The sequence below is a fragment of the Synechococcus sp. M16CYN genome (assembly GCF_040371545.1).
GTDB lineage: Bacteria > Cyanobacteriota > Cyanobacteriia > PCC-6307 > Cyanobiaceae > Parasynechococcus.
Genome location: NZ_AP029048.1, coordinates 1,683,758 through 1,710,427, shown reverse-complemented (window position 1 = coordinate 1,710,427; position 26,670 = coordinate 1,683,758). Strand labels below are relative to the sequence as shown.

At 37.1% G+C, this 26,670-nt stretch carries 16 protein-coding genes; 7 read left to right on the top strand and 9 right to left on the bottom strand.

Annotation, left to right across the window (positions count from 1 at the left end):
* Nucleotides 1–51: 51 nt before the first annotated feature.
* Nucleotides 52–303, bottom strand: a complete 252-nt coding sequence (locus ABWV55_RS08130; protein WP_353291572.1) for a hypothetical protein — start codon at nt 301–303, stop codon at nt 52–54.
* A gap of 462 nt (nt 304–765) precedes the next feature.
* Between ABWV55_RS08130 and ABWV55_RS08125 the strand changes: the two genes are divergently transcribed.
* Nucleotides 766–3,534: a DEAD/DEAH box helicase gene (locus ABWV55_RS08125; protein WP_353291571.1), complete on the top strand. Its 2,769-nt coding sequence runs from the start codon at nt 766–768 to the stop codon at nt 3,532–3,534.
* Here the strand turns inward: ABWV55_RS08125 and ABWV55_RS08120 are convergent.
* A complete protein-coding gene (locus ABWV55_RS08120; protein WP_353291570.1) occupies nt 3,531–4,928 on the bottom strand; it encodes a class II fumarate hydratase in 1,398 nt (465 codons plus the stop codon). The genes ABWV55_RS08125 and ABWV55_RS08120 overlap by 4 nt on opposite strands.
* A 417-nt stretch (nt 4,929–5,345) precedes the next feature.
* On the opposite strand from ABWV55_RS08120, the gene ABWV55_RS08115 reads away from it, so the two are divergent.
* The 3 genes from ABWV55_RS08115 (at nt 5,346) to ABWV55_RS08105 (ending at nt 8,190) form a co-directional block, all read left to right on the top strand.
* Nucleotides 5,346–6,080 (top strand): hypothetical protein, encoded by a 735-nt coding sequence (locus tag ABWV55_RS08115; protein ID WP_353291569.1) that lies wholly within the window; start codon nt 5,346–5,348, stop codon nt 6,078–6,080.
* An 18-nt stretch (nt 6,081–6,098) separates the two neighbouring features.
* A complete protein-coding gene (locus tag ABWV55_RS08110) occupies nt 6,099–6,932 on the top strand; it encodes an ABC transporter permease (protein ID WP_353291568.1) in 834 nt (277 codons plus the stop codon).
* Nucleotides 6,933–7,017: 85 nt separating this feature from the next.
* Nucleotides 7,018–8,190 (top strand): sugar ABC transporter, encoded by a 1,173-nt coding sequence (locus ABWV55_RS08105; protein ID WP_353291567.1) that lies wholly within the window; start codon nt 7,018–7,020, stop codon nt 8,188–8,190.
* Between the two features lie 22 nt (nt 8,191–8,212).
* Here ABWV55_RS08105 and ABWV55_RS08100 read toward each other — a convergent pair whose 3' ends face one another.
* From ABWV55_RS08100 to ABWV55_RS08075, 6 genes are all read right to left on the bottom strand, one after another.
* Nucleotides 8,213–11,692 carry a rhamnan synthesis F family protein gene (locus tag ABWV55_RS08100; RefSeq protein WP_353291566.1) on the bottom strand — a complete coding sequence of 1,160 codons (3,480 nt, stop codon included), beginning with the start codon at nt 11,690–11,692 and terminating at the stop codon, nt 8,213–8,215.
* A gap of 60 nt (nt 11,693–11,752) precedes the next feature.
* A complete protein-coding gene (gene rfbB, locus ABWV55_RS08095; protein ID WP_353291565.1) occupies nt 11,753–12,880 on the bottom strand; it encodes a dTDP-glucose 4,6-dehydratase in 1,128 nt (375 codons plus the stop codon).
* Between the two features lie 56 nt (nt 12,881–12,936).
* Entirely contained in the window at nt 12,937–13,821 is an 885-nt protein-coding gene (rfbD, locus tag ABWV55_RS08090) for a dTDP-4-dehydrorhamnose reductase (protein ID WP_353291564.1), read from the bottom strand.
* Nucleotides 13,818–14,408, bottom strand: coding sequence for a dTDP-4-dehydrorhamnose 3,5-epimerase (gene rfbC / locus ABWV55_RS08085; protein ID WP_353291563.1), 591 nt, complete (start codon nt 14,406–14,408; stop codon nt 13,818–13,820). The genes rfbD and rfbC overlap by 4 nt, the downstream gene beginning before the upstream one ends.
* The gene (gene rfbA / locus ABWV55_RS08080) at nt 14,408–15,343 is read right to left on the bottom strand and encodes a glucose-1-phosphate thymidylyltransferase RfbA (protein WP_353291562.1); all 936 of its coding nucleotides are present in this window, start codon (nt 15,341–15,343) and stop codon (nt 14,408–14,410) included. Before rfbA ends, rfbC begins: the two co-directional genes overlap by 1 nt.
* 69 nt (nt 15,344–15,412) lie before the next feature.
* Nucleotides 15,413–18,346 (bottom strand): rhamnan synthesis F family protein, encoded by a 2,934-nt coding sequence (locus tag ABWV55_RS08075; protein WP_353291561.1) that lies wholly within the window; start codon nt 18,344–18,346, stop codon nt 15,413–15,415.
* A 947-nt stretch (nt 18,347–19,293) separates the two neighbouring features.
* Here ABWV55_RS08075 and ABWV55_RS08070 point away from each other — a divergent pair.
* On the top strand, nt 19,294–19,896 hold the full coding sequence (locus tag ABWV55_RS08070) for a hypothetical protein (RefSeq protein ID WP_353291560.1): 603 nt from the start codon (nt 19,294–19,296) through the stop codon (nt 19,894–19,896).
* Nucleotides 19,897–19,918: 22 nt separating this feature from the next.
* Here ABWV55_RS08070 and ABWV55_RS08065 read toward each other — a convergent pair whose 3' ends face one another.
* The gene (locus ABWV55_RS08065; RefSeq protein ID WP_353291559.1) at nt 19,919–21,040 is read right to left on the bottom strand and encodes a sulfotransferase family 2 domain-containing protein; all 1,122 of its coding nucleotides are present in this window, start codon (nt 21,038–21,040) and stop codon (nt 19,919–19,921) included.
* Nucleotides 21,041–21,196: 156 nt separating this feature from the next.
* Between ABWV55_RS08065 and ABWV55_RS08060 the strand changes: the two genes are divergently transcribed.
* Nucleotides 21,197–24,577 (top strand): glycosyltransferase, encoded by a 3,381-nt coding sequence (locus ABWV55_RS08060; RefSeq protein ID WP_353291558.1) that lies wholly within the window; start codon nt 21,197–21,199, stop codon nt 24,575–24,577.
* A 722-nt stretch (nt 24,578–25,299) separates the two neighbouring features.
* Nucleotides 25,300–26,667 carry a ribosome biogenesis GTPase Der gene (gene der, locus ABWV55_RS08055; RefSeq protein ID WP_353292706.1) on the top strand — a complete coding sequence of 456 codons (1,368 nt, stop codon included), beginning with the start codon at nt 25,300–25,302 and terminating at the stop codon, nt 26,665–26,667.
* Nucleotides 26,668–26,670: the final 3 nt, after the last annotated feature.

Genomic DNA, 26,670 nt, shown 5'->3' with positions numbered 1-26,670 from the left:
CTAGGTTTTGATGGTAAGTATTAAGCAGAGGGAATGGCATGGGCTAGAAGTTCAGAGCTTCTGCGGTTCGGATGCGGTTTCGACCAGCAAATTTCGACCTTCGCCTATATCCGGTTTATCCTGACAGCAGTTTTTCCGGACTATAGGCCGGCAGTTCTCTCCGCCATTGGCTCTTGAGGTTGATTTTGGTGCGTTTATTACCTGAGTGCTATCGCCAAGAATGTTACGGTTTCGGTTCGGTAGTACTGATAGGGCGTTGTCTGTAGTGATAACTGCGATGAATAAGTCCGGCGGCGGTTGCACTTTAGTAATACATTTTCCTAAAGCTGCTTAGTGTAGTCAAAGTAATCCATCAATCCAACCCTAACAGCTTCGTCAGTTTTGGAAATGGAATTGCTTTAATAGATGCACTGCGAGACCTCACGAGATGCGAAGCGCCGTCGGTAAAAAGTTAAGACAGATTAATTAGTATCGCAATGAATTAACTCGAAAGTGAAGTTACACATTCTACATATTTCAAAAGTAGTTGTTTTAAAGCCTGCAGCTGACTTGAATGACAATAACTGCACAGGGCACTATTGCTCTCGTTATTTTGCTGAATACAACAATCGGGCATTGCGCTGAACCACGATCATTTTTATAGAAACTGAGAAGATCTGAGCAGCCAAACAGCGTACTTGTCGTTAGTGTCTCATCTCCATTTCTGCAACTTCTCTACAACTTGGGGAATTGAAGACTGTTATCAATCTTTCCTAGGATTAACCTATGAATAAAGCTAAGCAGGTCATTTCAAGTCAGGCAGCCGATCCTGAGGCTTCCGCTTCTGGACTTGATCCTAATCAACTTTTTCCTTTCCGGTTAGATGATTTTCAATTAAAGGCTATTGATGCACTCAACCAAGGGCACTCGGTGGTAGTGAGTGCTCCTACTGGTTCGGGTAAGACCTTGGTGGGTGAATATGCAATTCACCGCGCTTTGGTTCATGGTCAAAAGGCATTTTATACGACTCCGCTTAAGGCACTTTCAAACCAAAAACTTCGCGACTTTCGCGACCAGTTTGGCCACGAGAACGTCGGTTTAATGACCGGCGACCTGAGCGTGAACCGGGATGCATCCATTGTGGTGATGACTACGGAGATTTTCCGAAATATGCTCTACTCCGAGGTAGATGAACATGACAATCCATTAGCCGATGTGGAAGCAGTTGTACTAGATGAATGTCACTACATGAATGATTCCCAAAGAGGCACCGTTTGGGAAGAGTCGATTATCTACTGTCCGCAACCCGTCCAGCTCGTTGCTCTATCCGCCACTGTGACGAATGCAGGCCAACTCACTGATTGGATTGAAAAAGTCCACGGTCCGACCTCACTTGTAACGAGTGACCATAGGCCAGTTCCATTGCACTTCAGTTTCTGTAGTACCAAAGGGCTACATCCCCTGCTCAACAAAGCCGGTACGGGGTTACACCCAAATTGCAAGTTATCGCGTGGACCCAAAAGCAATAATAAACGCAAAAGAGACCCCCTCAAGCCTCTTCAGCGGAATACCCCTGCGATCAGCTTTGTTGTCGAACAAATGGTAAAACGCAACATGCTGCCAGCGATTTATTTCATTTTTAGCCGCCGAGGATGTGATAAATCGGTACGTGATCTAGGCACACAATGTCTTGTTACTCAACATGAGCAAGCGCAGATCTATGCGCGGCTTGCTGCTTATACAACGGCGAATTCTGAAGCGGTGCGATATGGGATCCATGCTGATGCCTTGCTGCGAGGGATCGCTGCACACCATGCTGGGGTTCTTCCAGCATGGAAGGAGCTGATCGAGGAATTATTTCAACAGGGGCTTGTAAAAGTAGTTTTTGCTACTGAAACACTTGCGGCAGGGATAAATATGCCGGCCCGTAGCACAGTAATTTCCTCATTATCTAAGCGAACGGAACGGGGTCATCGGCTGTTGATGGGGAGTGAGTTTTTGCAAATGGCAGGTCGCGCCGGTCGTCGTGGCTTGGATTCCCAAGGATATGTCGTAACAGTGCAAAGCCGGTTTGAAGGGGTTCGGGAAGAGATGCATTTGAAGCATCTAGCCACGAGTCCGGCAGATCCTTTAGTCAGTCAATTCACACCTAGTTACGGGATGGTCCTTCACTTGTTGCAGCACTACGGCTTTGATAAGGCGCGGGAGCTAGTGCAACGCAGCTTTGGCTGTTATCTCGCTAATTTGGACCTTATAGATGACGAAGAGACGCTCTCTCAACTTCATCTTCAGCTTAGTCAGCTGAAAGAGGCCGTCGGCAACGTGCCTTGGGAAGATTTTGAAGACTATGAAAAAGTTCGAGAGAGGTTACGAGAAGAACGGCGTCTCCTGAAGATTCTTCAACAGCAGGCCGAGAAAACTCTAGTCAACGAGCTCGCGCTAGTTTTGCAATTTGCCAACACTGGAACTCTGATCAGTTTAAAGTCACCCCGGCTGCGCGAACGGGTGACTCCGGCCGTGATTGTGCAAAAGGTAGGTGGATCTGGTAGATTTCCAAACTTACTTTGTCTGACTGACAAGAACGTCTGGATTCTCTTGCCTTGTCAAGCTGTGGTCAGCTTCCACGCTGAACTCAGTTGTCTTCAGATAAAACATGTAGTAGCTCCAAAACTGCGACAGTCAGGTGAAATTCGTAACGGAGATCAAGCCAGCAGCAAGCTTGCCCTGACTGTGGCTTACATGGCTCGGTGCCACGACATGACTACGCCCCAGTACAACTTAGCTGGTGAGGTGTTTACTCAGGCTTGCTTAGTCCAGCAGATTCAGCAAGAACAGGAGCAGCACCCCGTCCATCGTTGGAGAGATCATAGGCGGCTCAAAAAGTGTCGTCGTCGTATAGAAGAACTTGAACGCGAGATTTCGGAGCGTCAGCTGTTGCTTCACTACCGTGCCAATCGTCACTGGGATACGTTTTTGGCCCTTAAAGACATTCTGCAAAAATTTGGCTGTCTCAATGATCTTGACCCCACAGAAATCGGTCGCACTGTGACCGCACTACGAGGTGATAACGAACTTTGGCTGGGTCTCGCTTTGATGAGTGGCTATTGCGACGAACTTGAGCCTGCCGGTCTTGCGGCAGTGTTCGAGGCAATTAGCACAAAAGTTAATAGGCCAGACCTTTGGAGTGGTTTCCTTGTCTCTCCAGCAGCAGAAGAGGCGCTGCAGAAATTATCAGGCCTGCGCCGGGAGTTGCTGCGCGCACAAGAGCGAGCCAACATCAAGATTTCAGTGTGGCTGGAACCAGAATTGATGGGTTTGGTCGAGGCCTGGGCGCAGGGGATGCTCTGGAGTGATTTAATCGCTAACACTTCCTTGGATGAGGGAGATGTTGTTCGGATTATGCGTCGTACGGTAGACCTTTTGGCCCAAGTTCCCTATTGCGAAGCCATCAGTGAGCGGTTACGCCGCCATGCAAAACAAGCGCTTAAAGCGATCAACCGTTTCCCTGTTGCAGAGGCGGACGACCTCCGCCCCGAGATGATATCTGAAATTTAGTTTTGGGGCTCCGCCATCTTGACCGGATCTACCAGTCGATCGAATTCGACATCGCTGACATGATTAAGCTCAAGGGCCGATTGCTTCAAGGTCAGCCCTTGTTTATGGGCATGCTGAGCGATAGCACTAGCTTTCTCATATCCAATTCGCGGAGTCAATGCCGTCACAAGCATCAGGGATTGCTCGACGAAGTTTTGAATTTGCTTGCAATCCGGCTCCAGGCCTTCTACCAGATTTTGGCGGAAGCTTTTGATAGCACTGCTTAGGAGGCGAACGGCCTGAAGAAGATTAAAACCAATTAGGGGTTTAAACACATTCATCTGAAGGTGACCACCGGCTCCAGCAGCGGCAACCGCCACGTCCAAACCGATGACTTGGGTGCAGACCATGGTTATCGCTTCGCACTGGGTGGGATTGATCTTCCCAGGCATGATAGAGCTGCCAGGCTCATTAGCCGGCAACCGCAATTCCCCGAGTCCCGCCCGTGGTCCACAGCCGAGTAGTCTAATATCGTTGGCTATGCGCAACAGCGCAACGGCTAGCCCGCGAAGCTGGCTCATGGTATGGACCAGTGCATCATGCCCTGCCATCACAGCGAATAAATTGTCGGCAGGTCGGAAAGGTAGACCAGTTATTTTGCAGAGGACTTTTGCTACATCAGCACCAAAACCCTTAGGAGCGTTTAATCCGGTGCCAACTGCTGTTCCTCCTAGCGGAAGTCCTCCTAAAGAGCTTAGGCTAGACTTAATCCATTCCTGGCAACTGTCTAGCTGATCGCGCCAAGCAGAGACCTCATCACCAAGGCGAAGAGGCACTGCGTCTTGTAAGTGGGTTCGGCCAATTTTGACGATAGAATTCCAAGCTTGGGCTTTAACATCGAAGGCTTCAATCAAAGTTTCGATGGCAGGAAGAAGTGATTGGGTGAGCTGCTGGGCTGTAGCCACGTGGATGGCAGCTGGAAAAACGTCGTTGGTGGATTGTGAACGATTCACATGATCATTAGGGTGAACCGGCTGATAACTACCAAGGGGTTCGTTATCATTTCTAGATACTAGGTTGCTAATCACTTCATTAACATTCATATTTGTCTGGGTGCCGCTACCCGTTTGCCAGACTTTTAGAGGGAATTGGTCGTCGTGGATTCCTGAAGTAATGGCATCTGCGGCAATGACGATTTTATCGGCTAGGTCTTGACTGAGGATGCCACGATGTGCATTCACAATCGCGCAGGATTTTTTGATCAAAGCCATTGCGTGGATCAGCTCAGTGGGAATGCGCTCGTTACCGATCGCAAAATTATTTAGCGATCTTTGAGTTTGAGCACCCCAAAGGGAATCGACCTTTACCTTTACACTTCCTAAGTTATCGTGTTCGATTCGGAACAATTTTGTCATTAGAGCCTTTAAGGTTATTGATTGCCATTTCAAATTATCCATGGTTACTGTTTCTTCGTCATTAATCTATTTTATATGTTTATACATTTTACTTTATTTACTTGATTATTCTTGAAAGCTTACTATCATTACAAAGTTAAAAATAAATTCTTTTTTATTATTAAAATCGCAAAATCTAACTAAAATGACAGTAAAGAAAACTCTTAACTTTACCGCCAAGCATTTTGAAAGATGTTATCGTCAAAGTTTAGCTAAAGAAGCAAAAGAATAGATTAAAGATTACTCATAAACAATTTACGGTTTAATTTTTGTATGGCCTTATTTAGCAATTAAAAGATGATACGTGTTATATTATGATATCTTATCAACTTTACATCTGTGTTTAATTTTCAGAATTCAGCCAAGCCAATTCTCAGATTGGATCAACTTTATTTGCGTTGTGATAAATCTGATCGAAGTATAATAAACTTATCTCCATGGAATTGGCAACTTAGACCAGGTGAAAAGTTAGCTATTATATCAACAAATTCTTACTTAAAATACCAATTAATAGCTACTCTAGCAAATTTAGTTAAACCCGTTTCAGGTAACTTTTTGAGTTACGGATCAATTGGATGGCCCTTTGGTGGAGAAGACGGATTAGATAATAAATTAACTCTTAAACAAGGATTAGAGTTTTTAACAAGTATTTATAGTGACTGTTTAGAATCATCATTAATTTCAATAGATGAGTTGTTATCTATACTGCTATTTAAGTCAATTAAACTAGAATCTAAAATTAAAGAATTGCAGAAAGAGGAAAAAAAATTTTTTTTCTTATCACTTTCATTACTATTTTCTTTTGATATATATCTTATACCTAATACACAGTATTTAATGTCTGAGCATGCTAATCTTTTACGTCCTCTTTTTAGTAAACAGTTAAAAGATAAGGCTTTAATTACTACTTCAATAGACAGTAATTTTAGGCATAAATATTGCAATAAAGGTATGATAATTAGTTCTTTAGGTGAAATAGTTTTTGAAGGTAATTTAAAAGAAGCAATCAAATTAGATAATTTAACAATGCCAAGCTTTAACGATAATCAACTTGAATTTAGCAATAATTTCAAAAATTTAGAACTTAATGATTGCAATAGAGGAGAATTTTAATTCTATTTTGCATTACAGATGATCTTTTTAAAGCAAATTATCCGAGGATTTCAACAACAGTTAAATATTATTTCAGCCATTGCTGCATATGATCGAAATAGACAAGCTGCAATAAGCCCAGTTGGTCATTGGGAGAGTGTAATAAATCCACTACAGATGATGGCATTTTTTATTTTAATGAGAGTTGGCTTTAGTTTTTTAGGAAACTCAAGTACGTTTATTGTCAGTAGAGCTACAAATACATATTTCAATATCATTATTTTCATGACAACCGGATTTTGTATAGCATTTTTATTCAGAGCTGTTGCAATCAAATCTCTCTCTGGTTTAAAATTAAGGGCGCCTCTCTACTACTCAAGAATTACACCTCTTGATATTCTCCTAGGTCTTTCTTTAAACGACTTTCGAGCTTTATCTACATTATCTCTTGTAATAGTTTCTATTGCTTGGTATTTTACATGGAACTTTCGTCTTGATAGTCCTGGGTTAGCTGTTAGCGTTTACTTAGCAATAATTATGTTAGCCTTGGGGTTTGGTCTAATTACAATATTTCTTGGAAAGATTAATAAATCAGTTCAAAGAATACTTAAAAGATTATTTAATAGAATTATTATTTTTACTTCAGGAATATTTTTTGCTACATTTGAAATTCCTGCATATTTGCGTTCTTTTATCACATGGAATCCAATCCTTCATGGCGTGGAACTATTTAGATATTCTATTAATAATGAGTACCCTATTCCAGGTATCTCGTTGTCATATCTCCTTTCTTGTTCTATGCTTACCCTGGGTTTATCTTTTATACTCTATAAAATGAATGAATCTACTCTATTAGAATCAGACCATGACTAAAATTATTTAATTATAAATTTTTTATCTATTTTCTGCTTCATTTCTATGATTAATTTTGTTCACTTACACTAGTAATAATGTTAATATGTCTTATCAACTTTCTAATATTCAGAATCTAGCTTCTTTCAACTTAGAAAAAAAAATAATCTCAAATATTTGGACAAAAAAACTTCTATTACTTAAAAAACCGCGTGTACTCATATTATTATTTTTAGCATCATCTGCTTTTTATTGCTTTATCATAGGACGTGATCGGTATTCATCTATTTCTGAGTTCGTTATACAACAAGCAATACCTTTAAATTCTTCTTCAGCGTCTATTTCAGCAGAAGCTGCCGCAACTCCTCAAGTCTTAACATCTCTTATAGATGGTCAATATTTACAGGTTTATTTAGCCTCAGCAGATGTTAAAAAAAGATTATTTCCTAATCCAAAAATTTTAGAACATAATTATAAACCTTCGCTTCCAGATTTTTTCTCAGGACTATCACAAGATAGTAATCAAGTCGAGCAGCTTAATTTTTATAGACGGCAACTGACAGTTACCCCACAACCTTTGAGTGGATCAGTGATTCTTACTACTTATGGGTTTACCCCCAAACATGCACTTAATTTGAATAATTCCTTGCTACTTGAATCACGCCGTTTTATTAATGAGGTGAATCAATCAATCAGTGCAGATCAGACTATTTTTGCTGAAAAAGAGGTAAGATTAGCTAGAAAAAATTTAAAAATCGCAAATGAAGAATTTGAAAATTTTCAAGATAAATACGGTCAACTCAGTATTATTGCAGAACAGAAAGCCACGAACTCTCTTATTGCAGGTTTAGAAGAGCGCCTAGTTGCATTAAAAGTAGAGGAAGCTGCTTTGCGTCGTCAATATCGTGATCCCTCTGCTCCTGAAATCTTATTTATTGCCGATCAAGCAAGTGAATTAGCAAAACAAATTAAGTCAGAGCGCAATAAGTCTGTCAGTAGTAATGGTAAAGATTTAAATAATCTTGCGTTAAAAGAAGCGTCTTTGTTGTCAAATGTTGCCTTTGCAACAAAAGCCTTTGAGGCAGCTCGTCTGGCTGCCGACAATAGCCGTCGAGAAAGCCAGCGTCAGCTTAAATTTGTCATAGTACTTAGTCAGCCTCAACTTGCTACTTCACCAGATCAGAATTGGCGTTGGCAGGCTTTTCTCGGATCAATAGGAATTGTTGTTGTGGCATGGGGCGTTGGTGGTTTTATTCTAACCACAATAAATAAAGCTTGATTACCATCTAAAGAGTTTAAAACTAAGTATATTTTTTACCTTTAGCAGCTAAGTAATAACCACATGCACGTGCAAAGTGTGTTTTACGCCTCACTTTTAATTCATTATCAGTGATTTCTGGATACAGAATTTTAGTTTTTTGATCATTATAACATGATGATTCAATCATTGCGCGAACTTGTTGCTTAGTATTAGGTAACTTTTCTCCCAGATATTCCGAATAAAAATGCCATTCAGTAGCAGCTCTTATTAATGTTTGACGAAAGTTATATTCATGAGAATGACGCACAATAGCTGTAGAAGCATAAGCTTTTTTAAAGCCTTTACGTAAGATTTCTATAGCCCATAGTTGATCTTCACCATAATTAACATTAGGTATTGGAATTATCTTCCACACTTTTTTTCGAAGGCAAGAATTATTATCAGAATAAAAGCGTTCATAACTTTGAATAGAAGCATTTGATGTTCTTCTTCTTTCATCTAGTTTAATCGGTTGATTATGACTACGAAAAATCCAACGATTAAAATGTTGATCAATATCATGAGCTATTAATTTACTGTGATTTTTATGAGCTATATGGCAACCAAAAACTCCAGCTACATCTTCATCCTCCTGTAATGGAGCAATCAGGTTCATTAACCACATATTATTCATAGGAATAGCATCTTGCGTTATAAAAGCAACATATTCTCCTTGGGCTAACTTAACACCAAGATTTCGGGTTCGTCCATGACCAAATTCTTTTTTTTCAATATGATGTATCCGAACATTTTTTTCTTTAGGTAATTGATCAATACAACCATCAGTAGACGTACTATCGATAATTAATATTTCAAATTCGGCCGCTAGCTCTTGGTTTAAACAACTTTTTACTACTTTTTTAAGGAACTTTCCACCATTATAAACAGGAATCACTATTGTTACAAGTGGGGAAGTTTTTCTAAACTTGCTAGAAATAATTGTTGATGTAACTGATATGTATTCATCCTTAATAAATCTCTCAATGATTCTATTAGATTTATCCCAACTGAGCTTTTGAGTAGCAATTAAACCTGATTCTCTAACTTTTTCTTGTAGTGTCTGGTCATTAAGTAAGTTACTTAGCGCTTGTGCTAAAAATCTAGGGTTTGGTTTAGCAAGTATAGCAGTTCCAGATTTATAGGAAAATCGTGTATGTACTCCATCAATATCAACAACCGGCAATCCACATGCCATCATCTCATTGGGAACAAGAGAGTAGTTTGTTCCAGATAAAACTAAGCCAATAGTTGACTTCTGGTATAGTTCGGCAAGTTCACTTACACTAATAATTCCAACATGATTAATTTTTACTGGAATTCCTAAATCAGGCGAGTCTTTTTCTCCAAATGTAATGAGTTCGAAACTATCTCCTAAGTCAAATAAAGTACGCAAAGCTAATATACCAAGCTCATACAAACGGCGTGGTGTACTTCTCCTTATATAAAATACAATTGTGTTGTCAGATCTTTTTATTTTTGTATCTTGATAGTAAATATTAGGATCAATGGCTAAAGGAAATGTAATCGCAGTATTACCATATTCTTGCATCAAATTGTTTAACCAAGGACTTGCACAAATACATGCGAAGTCATGCTCTGATAAATATGAATATTCTGCAAGCATTGAAGATGTTCCTCTTGCAAAAAAGAATGGTTCATAATCTTGTATAAAATAAAAGCGCTTCTTGAACTTACGCATGCCCAGTACTGGATAGGCACTCATACGATCTGTAGCAATAACTACATCTCCACTAATTTTTTCTAGATCTTCATTGCTATTACCAAGCATATAAACTTGATCAGTATTGAGATCAATAAAATATTTTTTTATATATCGCTTATGCTTAGAGCTCAGTCGGCTTGGTTTATTACCTTTAATTTCTGAATGGATCCAGATTATGCATTCATGACCTACTCTTTCTAAATATTCTATAGACCGAAATATTGTCATATGACCTCCAAGACCTTGTGTAAAATTTGGGATTACCCAGTGAATTTGTAATTTTTTAGGATTTGTGTTTGATCTGATTGCCCAATTTGTTTGAAGCTGCTGTTCTTTAAAATGAATGACTTTCTCAAATCCATCAATATGTATCTGATTTCGTGTTTCAATTATTTTCTTGTCATTTTGATATTGTTTTGATTGAGAATATCCAACATAGCTTGTGATAATTTTTTTATGGGATATTTCTGTACAACACAATCCTATTAATCGTTCAATACTATGGGCAAGCGTTCCGTCTATCTGCCCTGTCTCTTTGTCAAAATTTCTGAATGTTAATCCCCATTCAAGAATTGGTTTTAAAATCTCTGATTTACACCAAAACATTGTTCCAGCTGGAAATAAAAACTCACTATCACGGTTTATATGTTTTAAGCCTTGTGTCTCAAGAAACAGTTGAGCTTTTTTGTAATTATTATCTTTATATCCCCAACTTGAATCATGTTTTATTCCTAAACTTAATGCATAATTTCTTACGGGACAAACCATTCCAACTTCATCATTAATTAATGCTGATAAATTTGTATTACAGATATCTTCGCTGCCTATTAGATTATCTAGACAATGATTAAGCCAATTATTCAAGGCAATACTATGTAAGCTCTTCTTTGAGTGTAGCTTCAGAATGAAATCGTAATCCAATATTTCTTTACCGAATCCAACTATAAATGGTGCTACGTCACGACCAATATTTTGGAATGATTTTATAGACATATTCTGACAATTTTTTACCTTTTTGAATATGGATTTAACAGAGTTAATAGCATCCTTATTTGTAGAAATAAATAAATCTATTTTAAAGGGTATAGTTTCCAGATAATTAGCGATTAATGATGCTAATTCTGGATAATATATATGGAGAAAGACGCCAATTTTTTTTCGACTTAATTGATCTAATTTCTCTTTATGAACAGTATGAATTTTTTTTATATTGGCTGTCTTTCGCATAAAATGAATATCATCCATTGACATTTTTCCTTCTTTGCTACCCTTATCAAGGAAATGAATCAGAGGATTAATTCCTTTCTTCTTAATATTTGTATATTTAGTTAAATAGCTATTAGTTTCAAATAATGAACTTGGATCTATTCCATTTTTGAATCCTCTTGTGCAATAGTGAAAAATAACATCATTAACACAGTTGATTTTATCTGCATCATTTTTGCAGAGTTGTTTCTTATAAAATTTTACATCAAACATGTAAGTATAATATGCTAACTTACGAATAGCATGTAATTGCTTTGAAGTAATATTTTTACTTGATAATTGTTGTAAGTATACTTGTAATACTGGAGCAATCGTTTTGTGTCTGTTCTTTAGAATTTTAGGAGTTTTATTAAATCTTTTTTTTAGTTTATGATTACTAAATATGGTAATCGCTTCTAATTGACTAGAACTTTGTATTTTCTTATAATAAGATCTTTGGTTAAATTTGATAAATGAAATGAATCTATTAATTTTTTCTATTGGATTAAGCATTGATTTTATCTGAGAAGCTTTATTTTAAAGGTTTTGAGTTAATTTTAATTTATGAGCTCATTAACATAATGTTAGTTTTTGTTTTCTTAACCGCTTTTTACTATAGCTTATTTTTTGATTGACTGTTTTACACCAATCTTGGTGTAATAAATACCAGGCTATGGTTCTGGCTAAACCTTCTTCAAAAGTATGACGAGGCTTCCAACCTAGTTCGCTGCTAATCCTGGAAGAATCGATTGCATAACGACGATCATGTCCTGGACGATCAGTCACTTGTTTGATTAGTTGAGCATGCGGAGCCGAGTCAGGATAATGTTTATCAAGCTGTGCACAGATAGTAGTGACTATATCTTTATTGGTTTTTTCACTATAACCACCAATACAGTAGCTACGACCTAGAGTTCCTTGGCAGGCAACTAATAAAAGAGCATCGACATGATCCTCAACATAAAGCCAATCTCTGATATTAAGCCCATCCCCATAGAGAGGTATTGAATCACCTGCTATTGCTTTGAGTATGGCAACAGGGATGAGTTTTTCTGGAAATTGCCATGGTCCATAATTATTAGAGCAGTTTGTAAGAACTACAGGTAATCCATACGTGTGATGCCATGCTCGAACTAAGTGGTCACTAGCTGCTTTGCTTGCAGAATATGGGCTTCGTGGATAGTAAGGCGTTATCTCTGAAAATTGTCCTTCATTCTCAAGGGATCCAAAAACTTCATCAGTACTAATATGATGTAGTCTGAATTGCTGGCGTCGCTTTTGACTTAGTTGTTCAAAATTTGATCGAACTGCTTTTAGAAGGTTGTATGTACCTATTATGTTGCTTTCAATAAATACGTCAGGACTAGAAATTGAACGATCGACATGACTTTCTGCTGCTAAGTGAATCACGAGGTCTGGATCTGCTATACGCACTGCTTTTTGTACTGCCTTTATATCAGTGAGATCAACTATTTGAAGATAATGTCGACTTTGATAAGTATCTCCAAGTTCCTCGATAACTTCTTTAATTGACGTAAGGTTACTTGCATATCCCATTTTATCTAGGTTAAACACAATAGCGTTGCTCTCTTTAAGTAGGCGTCGTACCACAGCTCCGCCAATAAATCCGGCACCACCAGTAACTAAAATACGTTGGCGATTATCAAGTAGGTCAGCTATGGGAGGCATAGACTTGGCCATTGTAATTAATGGTTAAATCAGTAGTGAGAAGAAAGCGGTCATGCTACTAGATTAGATTAATTATTTCGAACATATTGTAAAAGTTGTTTTAAAGCTGCTTGCCAATGTTGTGCTTTTAATTTTAATATTAATCGTGTAGATGTGCAGTCCAGCAGGGAATAGCTTGGCCGACTAGCAAGCGTCGGGTAGTCAGAAGTAGTAATCGGATTTACTTGGGCTGGTATTTTTATTAAACCTATATTGTGACTAATTTGTCCAACAGCCATAGCAATATCATACCAACTCGCTACACCTGCATCGCTCCAATGCATTATAGGGGGCATGCTTGTGCGTGATCCTTGTACAATTGCGCGCCAGCATGCCTCAGCCAGATTAAAAGTACTACTAAGACACCCCACTTGATCTGCCACAACATTCAGTTGTTGTTGCTCGCGGTGAAGACGAAGCATAGTAAGCATGAAGTTTTTACCTACAGGCCCAACTACCCAGCTTGTACGAATAATCAAGGCTTGCGAATTATTGCCAAACACATTGTGAACAGCTGTTTCCCCCGCAGCCTTGCTAGCACCATAGGTACTAAGTGGAGACACAGCTTGGTCAACTCTGTATGGGAAACTCTGTTGACCATTAAACACAAAATCTGTACTCAACTGTAAAAGTCGACCACCTTGTTTTTTAAGTGCCTTAGCAAAGGCTCTAGGTGCTTCAGCGTTAACAGCATAAGCAAGATTAGGTTCCAATTCTGCTTGATCTACTGCCGTGTAAGCGCCAGCATTCAATACCCAATCTGGCTGATGAACATAAACAGCATCTTGACATGCTTCAGGATCAGAAAGGTCGAGTTCCTTACGCATTGTGGCAATCAAGTTAATACCTTCTGGTTTTGCATAAATCAGAGCTTGGCCAAGTTGTCCTCCTGCTCCAGTCAGTAACACTTTCACGCAAACAAATAGCCTGCCTTTATAGCTGCATGAAACTCTATTGATACTTGATCTTTTTCAGATAAGCTAATATCTGAGCCATTCAGTTCATTTTGGGGCCAAGCAATATCTAGCTCTGGATCGTTCCACCTAATCACATGTTCGCATGTTTTATTCCAAAAACCTCTAACTTTATATTGTACTTCAGCAACAGAGCTAAGAGTAAGAAAACCATGGGCAAAACCTTCGGGAATCCAAAGCTGAAATTTGTTTTCAGAACTCAATCTGGCACTGATCCACTGTCCAAATGTTGGAGATGAGCGACGAAGATCAACAGCTACATCAAAGATTTCTCCAAAGCTGGAACGAACAAGTTTGGCTTGGGGTTGTGGGGATAATTGGTAATGCAGACCTCTTAAAATACCCTGAGTAGATTGTGAATGATTATCTTGAGAGAACTCTACCACTTCCCCAACGGCTTCATTGAAGTGTATCTGGTTCCAGCTTTCAAAAAACCAGCCTCGATCATCTTCAAACACATGTGGACTCAAAATAAGTGGACCCGAAACAAGATTTCCTTGTTTACTTTTCAAAGTCTTAACTTTCACTAGTTTATTTTTAAACTTGTTTGAAGGACAGTACGATCGCTTGCATTTTCTTCGAGCATTTGGAGAAGATAAGAACCATAACCACTTTTTTTGAGAGGTTGAGCAAGTTGGTTGAGCTGACAATCATCAATCCAACCCTGTCTCCAAGCCACCTCCTCCGGGCAACCCACCTTAAGTCCCTGTCGATGCTCAAGTGTACGGATATAACTAGCGGCGTCGTTCAAGGAAGCGCACGTCCCTGTATCAAGCCAAGCCATACCCCGCCCCATCAGTTCTACCCTGAGCTGTCCTTGATTGAGATACATCGCATTAAGGTCGGTGATCTCTAGTTCTCCACGCGGTGAAGGTTTAACTTGTCGGGCTCTCTCTACCACGGTGTTGTCGTAGAAATAAAGGCCCGTAACAGCATATCGACTTCGCGGTTGCTTAGGCTTCTCTTCCAGACTCAAGACCTTTCCTTGAGCATCAAATTCAGCAACCCCGTAGCGTTCTGGATCACTGACTGGATAGGCAAATACTGTTGCTCCTTGGTGTCGCTTATTGCTGTTAATTAGCTGGGGGACCAGATCGTGTCCATGGAATAAGTTGTCACCTAAGACAAGTGCAGCAGGCGCACTACCCAAAAAATTGGCTCCAATCAAAAAAGCCTGGGCTAATCCATCTGGGCTGGGTTGAACAGCATATTTGATGACCATACCCCAATTAGAACCATCTCCAAGTAACCGCTCAAAAGCACTCCTGTCACGGGGTGTATTGATGACTAGCACTTCCCGGATTCCCGACAGCATCAATGTGCTGAGGGGATAATAGATCATAGGCTTATCGTAGACAGGCAAAAGCTGTTTGCTAACAGCCCGGGTGATTGGATGTAAGCGTGTACCGCTACCACCAGCCAGGATGATCCCCTTACGTTTTGGTGCAATGCTTGTCCTCACTGCCAACTTCTCCTAAGGTAAGCACTACCACATAATGAGTCGTGTCTTACGAGTTCTGATTTAATTAGATCACCAAAATCGGATTTTATGGATCAAATCTGATTTCTGTAACAGAGAGCGACTAATCAAACCAGCTAGTTTAGGATTACGCTTGCCTATGACTTCAGGCCAGTCTGCAATAAACTGTCGAGTAGGATTATCCCGTAACAGGCTGACCTTAATGAAAGGAAAACGACGTTCCTCAATTAACTGTTTCCAATTGTAATGGAGTACGTTGCCATTGGAGTTGTGGGTATAAAGACTTTCGATTGCGAATCCTGCTTGCCTCAAAGATGCGGACATCCTGACTTCGCATTGTTTAACTAGATCACGTTTTCTTGGCCAACATTCGAGTTCGTTCCAAAACATATTAAATACCGAGCTATTGATGATAGTCGGCTTATAAGCAACGAAAGCCGAAGATAAGTGAGGTTCGTACATCAAGTTGTCACTGAGTCCGATAGCATCAGCTTTAGAGGTTTCGATACGATTAAAAAGCTCTCCTAGTGGGGTAATTGGTCCCCAAAAGCTATCGTTAGTCAGTATTAAGTAAGCCGCTTGCTTAATGTCCGATTGGTGTCTTCGGATGCCTGACATCCAACTTCCAAAGTCGTAGCCTTGATTATGGCGAACGATGATTGCAGCACAAAGCTGTTTAAGTCTATGCATTGTTCGCAAGCGCCAACGCAGCCTCCTTACTGCAGACACAAAGATCACATCAGCATATCGATTATATTCTTGCAAAAGATAAAAAAGATCTGGTCGTAATTGATTATCTTTGTCATAGTGGGCAAACAATAAAATTGGTCGGTTTGAGCGTGGTGTGTAGCCTGGACGCCGCCAGTGTAAGGTTATCCCTACTGATACGGGTCCGGCTGATCGGTTTTGTGTTTCGCGAGGCTGGTAGCGAGTACTATGAGGGTGTATAAGATGGCTGGTCAGTGGGTCGCCAGTTGTAAACAAATTCCTATGCTTGTAGCGTAATAATCCAGACTCTCGCTGATGACGAGCCAGGCTTTCGCCAAAGTGATCTTTACCACGACTGACCGATTCGTGATGAAGGATGTCAACGAAAGGAGTGACCGCAACGGTACCGCCTATTTCCCGTAGCCGGAGGCAAAGATCTACATCATTGAAAGCAACGCTGAGTTGCTCATCAAATCCGCCAACCTGATCAAAATCAGTACTGCGAATTAACAAACAAGCTGCTGTAGCAGCGCTGAATTCTTCCTGCACACATAGAGGGGTGAGGCTCTCTAAAACATGTACGCTCTTTATATGTTTTCCCGGTTCCACTACACAACGTCGTTCTCCCTTAATTAGCACCACGCCCTGGTGCTGAACTGCTCCATCAGGGTAATTCAACTTTGCCCCCACAGCCACTGTCGACCGAAAGGCGAAGGGATCAAGCAACGCCTGTAACACATTGGGGGAGCGAAACTCGATGTCGTTGTTTACAAAGAGTAGATAGCTTCCACGGGCATAGCGTCGTCCGATGTTGTTAATGCGGGAGTGGTTGAACGATCCTTCATAGCGGATCACTGTGACGTTGTGCTGCTTCTGTTGCAATGCAAGCCATGTTTGGGTTGCGGGATCCCGGCTGCTGTTGTCAATCAGGATCAGTTCGTAAGCAATCGATCCTGCACAGCGACGCAAGGACGACACGCATGTGCTGGTCAAATCGACCTTGTCTCGGAATGGAATAAAAATTGAGATCAACCTATTTATGTCTGGTTGTAATTGCAGCTGATGACAACCCCCTAGTGTTGAATGTGTAGTTAGGCTTCCGCCAGGATTGAGAAAAGATTGACCACGGTAGCGGCTGACAGTTAGAGCTTCGTTAATCAGCGGTTGCTTCCAACAAAGTCGATCTGCTGGTGAAGCCACATCAGGAATAGTCGGGTTATTTTGAACTGAGCGCTGCAGCAAGACCTCGGGGCAATGAGCAACTCCATACCCATTTGCACAGTGTTGTAGAGCCAAATCTAGCATCAGCGTGTGCATTGATAAGGCTCTCTTAGGGACTTGAAGCATTCGTAATGTCGAGCTTCGAAAAGTGATCAACCCACCGATACCTCCTCGGCACAACAACCGCATTGGAGTAAGAGCGACTCTATTTTGACGATTACCAGCAGCCACAGCAGGGTCCTTGCTCCATTGCAGGGTTTCGTCACTGCTGAACAATGATGCGTATGGATGAAGTGCTGCAAAATTTGCAATGCGCTGCGCTGCTAGCGAAACCAGTCGATCGCTGCTATGGCAAAAGCTAATTAGAAATTCGTCACCCTCAGGCCAAGCCAGTTCGGTGAGGTTATTGAGACTTTTATGAATTGTGGATATCCAACCTTCAGTTTTCTGCCATTTTTTAATTTCAGTGTCAGCTTGAGTGTCATGAAGCACTACAAGAAGGTGGTGGCATATCTTTTGAGAAGGTTCTGGAGCCTTATCTGGGGTAGGAGGCTGATACCGATCAAGGTCCTTCCCAAGGGGAGAGCCGGACCGGAAACATTGACGACCAATACCAGAAAGGTGCTCTAAAGCATTTAAAGATTGGAAGTTGTAAGGTGAGCGCAAGCCGTCCTTATAGGCTTGGATATGAATAGGTGGAAGGTCGTTATAAAGGCTCGCTTCTCCATAAAGGATAGCTTTGAGTCGGCCGCTGATAAGAAGCTGATTACAATGAGTGAGGTCAGGATGAGCATTTAGTAAAGCTTCAGGATTTAAACCAATGGATGTCGGTATCCAAGTTTCAGGTTGGCAGAGCAGCTCTAATGGTAACAACCTTGGATCAAGCAAATCTTTTGGCAGATATTTATGGCGCTTCACTAATTCTGACTGCCATTGATGAATCTCTGCATCGTTAGCAATATTATTGATCCATCGATACCAAATATTAGCATTTTGTTCAAAAAAGCTGATGCTCGATGAGCAATCTATGTAATACAGATGAGAATTTTTAGTCAAATTAAATCATCCAGTTCTATACTCTATTATCTCAATGGGGATAAGATTTTTTTACAAAGTTTAAATTTCTATTTAAAACTCAGCACAGTTGCAATACGTTATTAAAGTCAAAGTAAAGCCAGCTATTGCATTACTTTACAATCAGGATCGCATAATTTTTATGATTTCTCACTAGTTCATTAAATTAGTATTTCGCTAACAGTAATTAAGCAATTAAGTTGAGAGTTATTAACGTTAATCTCCTGCGAGACAATAATTCGATTTAGATTTAGCTTAATAAATAAATTATAGTTTCCTAATTAGTCGGCATATTATGTATTTATACTATAATTATATAATAAAAAACGCCGTTAAGTGTCCGAATGATATTATTCACTATCAATAAGGACCGTAAAAGTTAATCTAATAGCATTGTTATTATCCGATTTACGTTTTATTCTAGGTTTAATTTACGCATACGTGCATATAAGACAAAAGATTTAACTTTGCTGCTCTAAAACTGTCAATGTAATTAAATTTACTTCTTATTATTAAGATAACTAACATTTAAAACTAATTTTTATAATAGCAAAGGCTAATTAGTTCATATATCAATTAAAAATATACTAACTTCCTTGAGAAGTTTTGTTGTTTTAAGATAAAGTTCTATGTTTACATTTTAGTCTAACCTTATAAAATTTATTATTTTAGTTAATAAGATTGTAAGGCGTCTAGTTGCTAGGTTTATTCATTTTATTTATATCTATTAAATTAATTTGATTTGTTGAAACTACATAGAATATTTACTTATTTTTAGTTAATTTATTAATTTTAAATACCTTAAATAATGAAAAATTTTTACATCACATACTTGGTGTTTATCAAAAATACGATACTATTTAAAAATAAACAATTTGTATGAAATTCAAATATAAAGCTCAACGATAAACTGAGTATGCTAAAATAAATTGGCTAAACAAATCTACTTTTTCAAAAAGTTTTTTAATTCTTTAGAATCAATGAATCAATTTAATTGGAAAGAATTGAAAGAAGCAGTTAGATTTTTCAATTGTATTAAATATAGATTAAAAACAATTTTAGAAACTTTTAATATGTTACTCAAATCAGGTTATTATAGTAACTTATTGCTAATTAATAAAGTGCATGTTTTAAAAATATTAGATTATAAAAATAAGATTCAAAAAATTTTACAGAGGCTAATTAGAGTTAATAGTAACATAACCAAAAGAGTTTCTAACCAAAAATTATCAAATATTGTTGCTCAAAAACAAACATATATGCATAAATTTAATTGTTTAAAGCAGCAAGGAAAGAATAGAGAAGCGCAAAATTTACTTGTAAGGTTAATTATAGAAGATCCTTTGCAAGAAGAACTTTTTAACTTATTAAATAAAGACTTACAACGACGTTTTATGAATCGTTTTCATGGAAGACTCAACAGTATTGAATATGAACTTATTTTAAATCAAAGAATGAATCAATTATGTTTAAAAGAATTAAAACTACAATATTTATTATCAGAAATTTATAACAAGGATTTAGCCGGTTAAATTTTTTATTAAAAAATTAAGATTATAAGTTGTTTTTGATTTCCTTGTATTTTTGGATTAAACTAATCATTTCATAACGATTAATTTTTGCATTTTTAATAATTTCTTCTTGCCCTTTTACTCGTCGATAAAGATAATCTAAATCAGAGATACTCTGCCGTAAAAGTTTATCCTTTTCTTTAATAATTTTTGAGCTTATTTGGATATTATATTCATTTTCTTTAAGTCGTTCAAGTATAGTAAGTTTTTCTTCTGTTTCTAAGTATAGTTCATCGGTTATTTTATTATTTCTACTTTGTAATAAAATAATTTTATCAACTAAGAAATCGATTAATATACTCATTTGCTCAATTTCTGAATTTAGTTGCTTAATTTGTCTAAAAGTCTGAGAATCTTCACATCTTCTTTTAACCAATATAATAGCACACTCACGTAAAGTATTTAAATACCAATTTTGAAATATGTTTGGTAATGGTAATAAATCTAATAAACTTTGATTTCTAATATTTTTACTAAGTCTAATTTTTGGATAAGAAAAACTATGAAAATCATGTTTATAGAATTTATTTATACATAAAATAGCTCGTTTATTCAGTTTTTTACTGGAATAATGGTTTTTTGGAAAGGTATGGCTGTTATGTAATCTGGCTAGGTTAATACACCAATCAAAATTATATTGTTGTGAATATAATTGCGCCACTATATTTAAACCATCTTCAAATTTAAATATTCTGCATGGAATATTTTTATCTAAAAAATTAACCATTGGCATAAAGTGACCATCAGCATAAGTTGGATCTTTCTTTACTATTTCAAGCGAATTACAAATCCAATCATTTAAATCAGGAATTAAGTGTGAATTATGATTACGGAATTGCCACTTAAATTCTGATATTAAGCGATCATAGGGATTTCTCACTATAGTAAATATGTCAGAAAATTCGTTGAGATTAACTAATAATTTTAACTTTCTGAGATTTAAATGCTGAGGTGAAATTGATAGAGACGCTTGTGGTTCTACACCCTTAATATGATAAGCTAATGTATATCCATTTTTCTCAAATAAGTCACATATAGATCCGCCACCAGTCTTTGGTATATGTATGAATAAAATAGAATGATTATTCTTTATAAAAACGGGCATGTGTAATTATTTAATTTTAGTTTTAGTTTACATAATTTTCTGTAGAATGTGGCTTTAGATAACAATTTGTATTTTATCTCTTTTTATATACAGATTGATTATAATCATCGCTCACATAATTTTGTCAATGTATAATTGTTAAAATGATTAACTCTAATGTTTACAATCAGAGACTTTGATAAAGCGATAGATTCACTAAACTATCAAAAAGCTAAGCTGATTGGAAGAATACTTTTAAATCGTCCATCGTATCCGGAGTCTATTAAGCTATATATCGAGCAAAAGATAATCAAATCTTATGTGAATGTAAACAATTCAGGAAAAGATCCGTTTCCCAATTTTATGGGCAAAATTGAACAGTATACTGATGGTTTTTTGACCGGTTGGATTATAAATACTCGAAGATATATTACTAGAGCCAGCGGACTTCTTCTAATAAATCAAGAGCCCTATATGATTATTAATACAAATCAAGAGAGAAGTGATATCAATGACAACTTTAAAAAAAAGGGTTATTGGGGCTTCTGCATACCCATCAATTTTTTTGAGTTTAGCCAACATGCAATTAGATTAGTTTTAACTTCTCCTTATAATCCTGGTGAATATATTACAACTTTCAATGTTGCAAATGTTCATATGCCAATAACTTTGCAGGCACTCAGTTTAACTGTTGAAAAATCAATTCAAGAAATTAAGGCGCTAAAACAACATAATTATTATTCTATTGACAGGCCTAGCTTTATCTCACTTTTGCCTGAACAAAATACTTTATTTAGTGATAGTAAATGCGCAGTTTCGCTTATTATGCTTAACCTCAATGGAAGCAAGATATTAAAAAAAACACTTTTATCTATATTAAAATTAATGAGCTCTAAAGATCAACTAATAATTATTGATCATGCTAGTACTGATAATAGTCAGGATGTAATAAGTCAATTTAATGATAAAAGAATTCAATGTATTAAAAGAGATCGTAATTATAGCTTTTCAGAAAGCAATAACTTTGCAATTCAGTTTGCTAAAAATGATTTTCTTATTTTTATTAATAATGATATAATTTTAAGTAACAATAATTTTACTGATCTTATTTATCCTCTTGTTACAAATCAAGCTGAAATTGTAGGAGCTTCCCTAGTAGATATTCCTGTTGATCTTCCTGATAACTATGAAATTAACCAAATACCAATTTGTATTCAGCATTCTGGTATAAGAATATTATCTATCGATAATAATTATATTGTAGGAGAAGATATTAGAGGTAATTCATTTGAAAAATCTAATAAAAAGTATCTTTACCGCAAAGTTCCTGCTACCACAAGTGCCTTATTTGCAGTTACTAAAAAATTTTTTATTAAAATTAAAGGTTTTAATGAAGCTTTTTATTATGGTCAAGAAGATATACACTTTTGTTTAAATGCATTGATTAATTATTCAGCTAGGATTCTTGTGTCAACTAACTTTAAAGCTTATCATCTTCATGGTTTTACTCGATTAAATTTTAGAGGAAAACATTGTGTTAATAAAAATATTTTAGATAATAATTTGAAAATACTAAATCAAATTTTATTTAAGCAGATGTCTTCTTACAAGCACAGATTACCATTTGAATCATTACCGTTATTAAGAAGCTCTACAAATATAAATATATATTTTTTGGTTAGTGATCTTACTCTTTTAACAAAAAGAGCTGATATTTTCACAGCTTATGAACTTGCAACTGCAATTGAAAATTCATATCATAATGTTCGTTGCTTTTTTATAAAGTCAAATACGCAAACTGATTTAAGATATTGTGATGTTCTTGTAAACATGCTGCATAACTCAACATTATCTTGTTTACATAATTTATCGCCATCATCCTTAAAAATTGCATGGATGAGAAATTGGTTTGATAAATGGGCTTTTTCTAATGATATTGATTCATATAATATCTTATATTCCTCTTCTAAACTTGCTATAAAATTATTAGAGAAATTACTTTTTAAGCAAGTTCATTATTTACCTGTAGCTGCTTCAAAGGATTCTATCGCTGCCTCATCTCTTCAACAGAGATCTGATAAGAAAACTGTATCTTTTATTGGAAGTTATTTTAAATCTCCTAGACGAATTGCTGATTGGCTTAATCTTAATGAAATAGATATTAATTTTGAATTGTATGGATATGGATGGGAATCGCATGATTTATTTTCAAGATATACAAAAGGACCTATCGAATATAATGAGGTTATTAAAAAGTATAAATCTTCGTCTCTTGTTCTAGATGATGCTAATATTGCTACTGATCCTTGGGGATCTGTGAACTGTAGAGTTTTTGATGCGCTGGCTGCTGGTTGTCCTGTAATCACAAACGGACTATTAGGTAGTCAGGATGTATTTAATGGATTATTACCAGTTTATTTTGATCAAAAGTCTCTTACTCATGAGATAAAAACTGTACTTTCAGGTAACCGAAATAATCTTTTCAAAAATTTGCAAAAACTTGTACTTTATAAACATACTTATAGTAATCGCGCTGAGACAATAATGCAAGATATTTATTATTACAGTGCTCAACATAAAGTATCAATATGTACAGCTATTCCTTCATTTAATGAAAATCCTTTTGCCTGGGGGGATCTATATCTTGCTAGAAAGTTGCGTCACGAATTAGAAAATTTATCATTATTTATTATAATCTGTGATATTAATAATTATTTATTAAATGCACTAAATAGTTCTTATAATATATGTTTGCGTGGTTTACATCAATTTGATTCACTTATTTTATCAAACTCTTTGTTATGGATTATTAGTCATCCTAAGCTAGTTTCTATTGAAGAAATATCAATGTGTGACAAACTTGCTATAGCTAGCAATACCTTTTTAAACAGTCTTTTACCTTTAAGAAATCTTTATTTAAAAACTGCTGACTATATTCCTCAATTCTCTACAATAAATCCATTAATTACTCGGTCAGAAATTAATATTTTATATAATGATTCTTGTTTTAATCTTACCCAATTATTAGATTCTCAACAAATGAAATCTTTAGATTTTATTTTTGTAGGTAATACAAGAGGTGTTTTCAGAGACTCAGTGCGTTATGCAATAGAAAATGGTTTTGAAGTCAAGATTATTGGCTCTGGATGGGAGAGATTTGTTGATAAAAGCTTAATTCTTGCTGAAAATGTACCAAATTCTATTCTTACGCATATCTATTGCTCAGCAAAAGTGGTGTTATGTGATCATTGGGAAGACATGCGGGAAGTTGGATTTATTAGCAACAGAGTTTATGACCTAATAAATTTAGATGTTGTATTTTTAATTGATAACGTACTAGGAATTGAGATTATTACTCAGTCTTATAAGAAGTGTTTTGTTTATCATGATTCACTTAGCTTTAAGCAAAAAGCTATTGAAGCCTTAGATTATTATGATAAAGAATCATTAAACTTTTTGAATAAAACTTCTGACGAAAAACAGTGCTCATCAACCTACGACCAATCTGGTTTAAAACGTTTAGTTGAAATTATAAATAGTAAGATTTTCTTTAGTTAATTTAGACTCGGTTGTTGATTTCTGGTATTAAGGTGCAGTCTACTAATATTAATTTGATGCGCTTGTGTAAATGCTGAGGCTTATTTATTTAGTCTTGGCTATTAGTACATCCTACTTGCTTGATTTCTAGGTACTATAAATAATAATTTAAAAAGAAACCCTATTTTAATCATTACTAAGCCAATGAACTGTAGCTACCTTCAATATACTGCCTACTATAAAAATTAACTTACTTACTGTTTAATTTTATTTAAAAGACTATTTTAAGAGTTTGTCAATATCATTGATTAAAGTTCGATGTGCTCTAATAATATTAGAGTATATTTAGATTAGATTTTATTTCATGTATGAAAGTAAATGTTTAATAATATTTATTTTTCTGCTGTTAGCTACTTTAATTATCAATTAGATAATAATATTAATTTTTAACTTATTGATTTACTATACAGATTTTGTAATTTGTTTGTCTATAATCTTAGACTAGTATTGCTTTTTTATTTTGCATTATTAATTTATTACTAAGTCAATATTATATTAATATGCTTTAACCATTATCAAAGCACTTTAATCTTGTTAACTGTGATTAAAAACTTTTTGGTTACTCTATTAGCTACGTACTCAGGTTTCTTTCGACTAGGTGTTCTAGTTTTTTGATCGCCTATCTCCGGTCATTTTTTACGGTCGCAAGCCTGTAATGTTAGGCATTGATCCGAATCATTTCCTTGGTGCGTCCTGTCATTGCAATTATTGGGCGTCCTAATGTCGGTAAGTCCACTCTCGTGAACAGACTTTGTTGCAGTCGCAAGGCTATTGTCCACAATCAGCCGGGGCTGACTCGAGATCGTACCTATCAGGATGGTTACTGGGGAAACCGCGAGTTTAAGGTTGTGGATACTGGTGGTTTGGTGTTTGACGATGACAGTGAGTTCTTGCCCGAAATTCGTAAGCAGGCAATCCTAGCATTGGAAGAAGCTACTGTTGCTTTGTTTATCGTTGATGGAAAACAAGGTCTTACCGCCGCTGATGAATCAATTGCTACATTTCTGCGTCAACAACGTTGCCCAAAGTTATTGGCAGTTAATAAATGTGAATCGCCAGAGCAGGGCTTAGCGATGGCAGCTGAATTTTGGTCTTTAGGTCTTGGTGAACCCTACCCGATCTCAGCTATTCACGGAGCAGGGACTGCTGAGATGTTGGATCAAGTTCTTACTTTCCTACCGGTAAAGGGTCAGGAATGTAATCAAGAAGATTCTGTTCAGATAGCCATCATTGGGCGTCCAAATGTGGGTAAATCAAGCCTTTTAAACGCAATTTGTGGAGAGCAACGTGCTATCGTCAGTTCTATTCGTGGCACCACGCGCGACGCGATTGATACCAACGTTCTTCATGAGAACCGCTTATGGCGACTTATTGATACCGCGGGAATTCGACGACGCAGCAGTGTGAAGTACGGTCCTGAGTTTTTCAGTATTAATCGTAGTTTTAAAGCGATTGAACGTAGTGATGTGTGTGTCTTGGTGATTGATGCTCTTGATGGGGTGACTGAACAGGACCAACGCTTGGCAGGATTTATTAAGGAAGATGGTCGGGCTTGTATTGTTGTTGTTAATAAATGGGACGCTGTAGAAAAGGACAGTCATACAATGTCGGTCACCGAAAAAAACTTAAGGGCAAAGCTTTACTTCCTTGACTGGGCACCAGTCCTCTTTACATCCGCCCTCACCGGACAACGAGTTGCAAGCATTTTTGCTTTGGCAGCCTTGGCAGTAGAACAGCATCGACGACGTGTGAATACTTCAGTCGTGAATGAGGTGCTAGAAGAAGCCCTCAGCTGGCGTTCGCCACCTACTACAAGTGGAGGGCGACAAGGAAAACTTTATTATGGTACCCAGGTTGCTAGTAGTCCCCCCAGCTTCACGTTGTTTGTGAATGATCCCAAGTTGTTTAGTGATACTTACCGCCGTTACGTGGAACGCCACATTCGTGAGGAACTTGGTTTTGACGGCACGCCGTTAAAATTGTTTTGGCGTGGTAAACGGCAACGAGATGCTGAGCGGGATTTAGCCTGGCGGCATAATCATAAAGGCTGATCC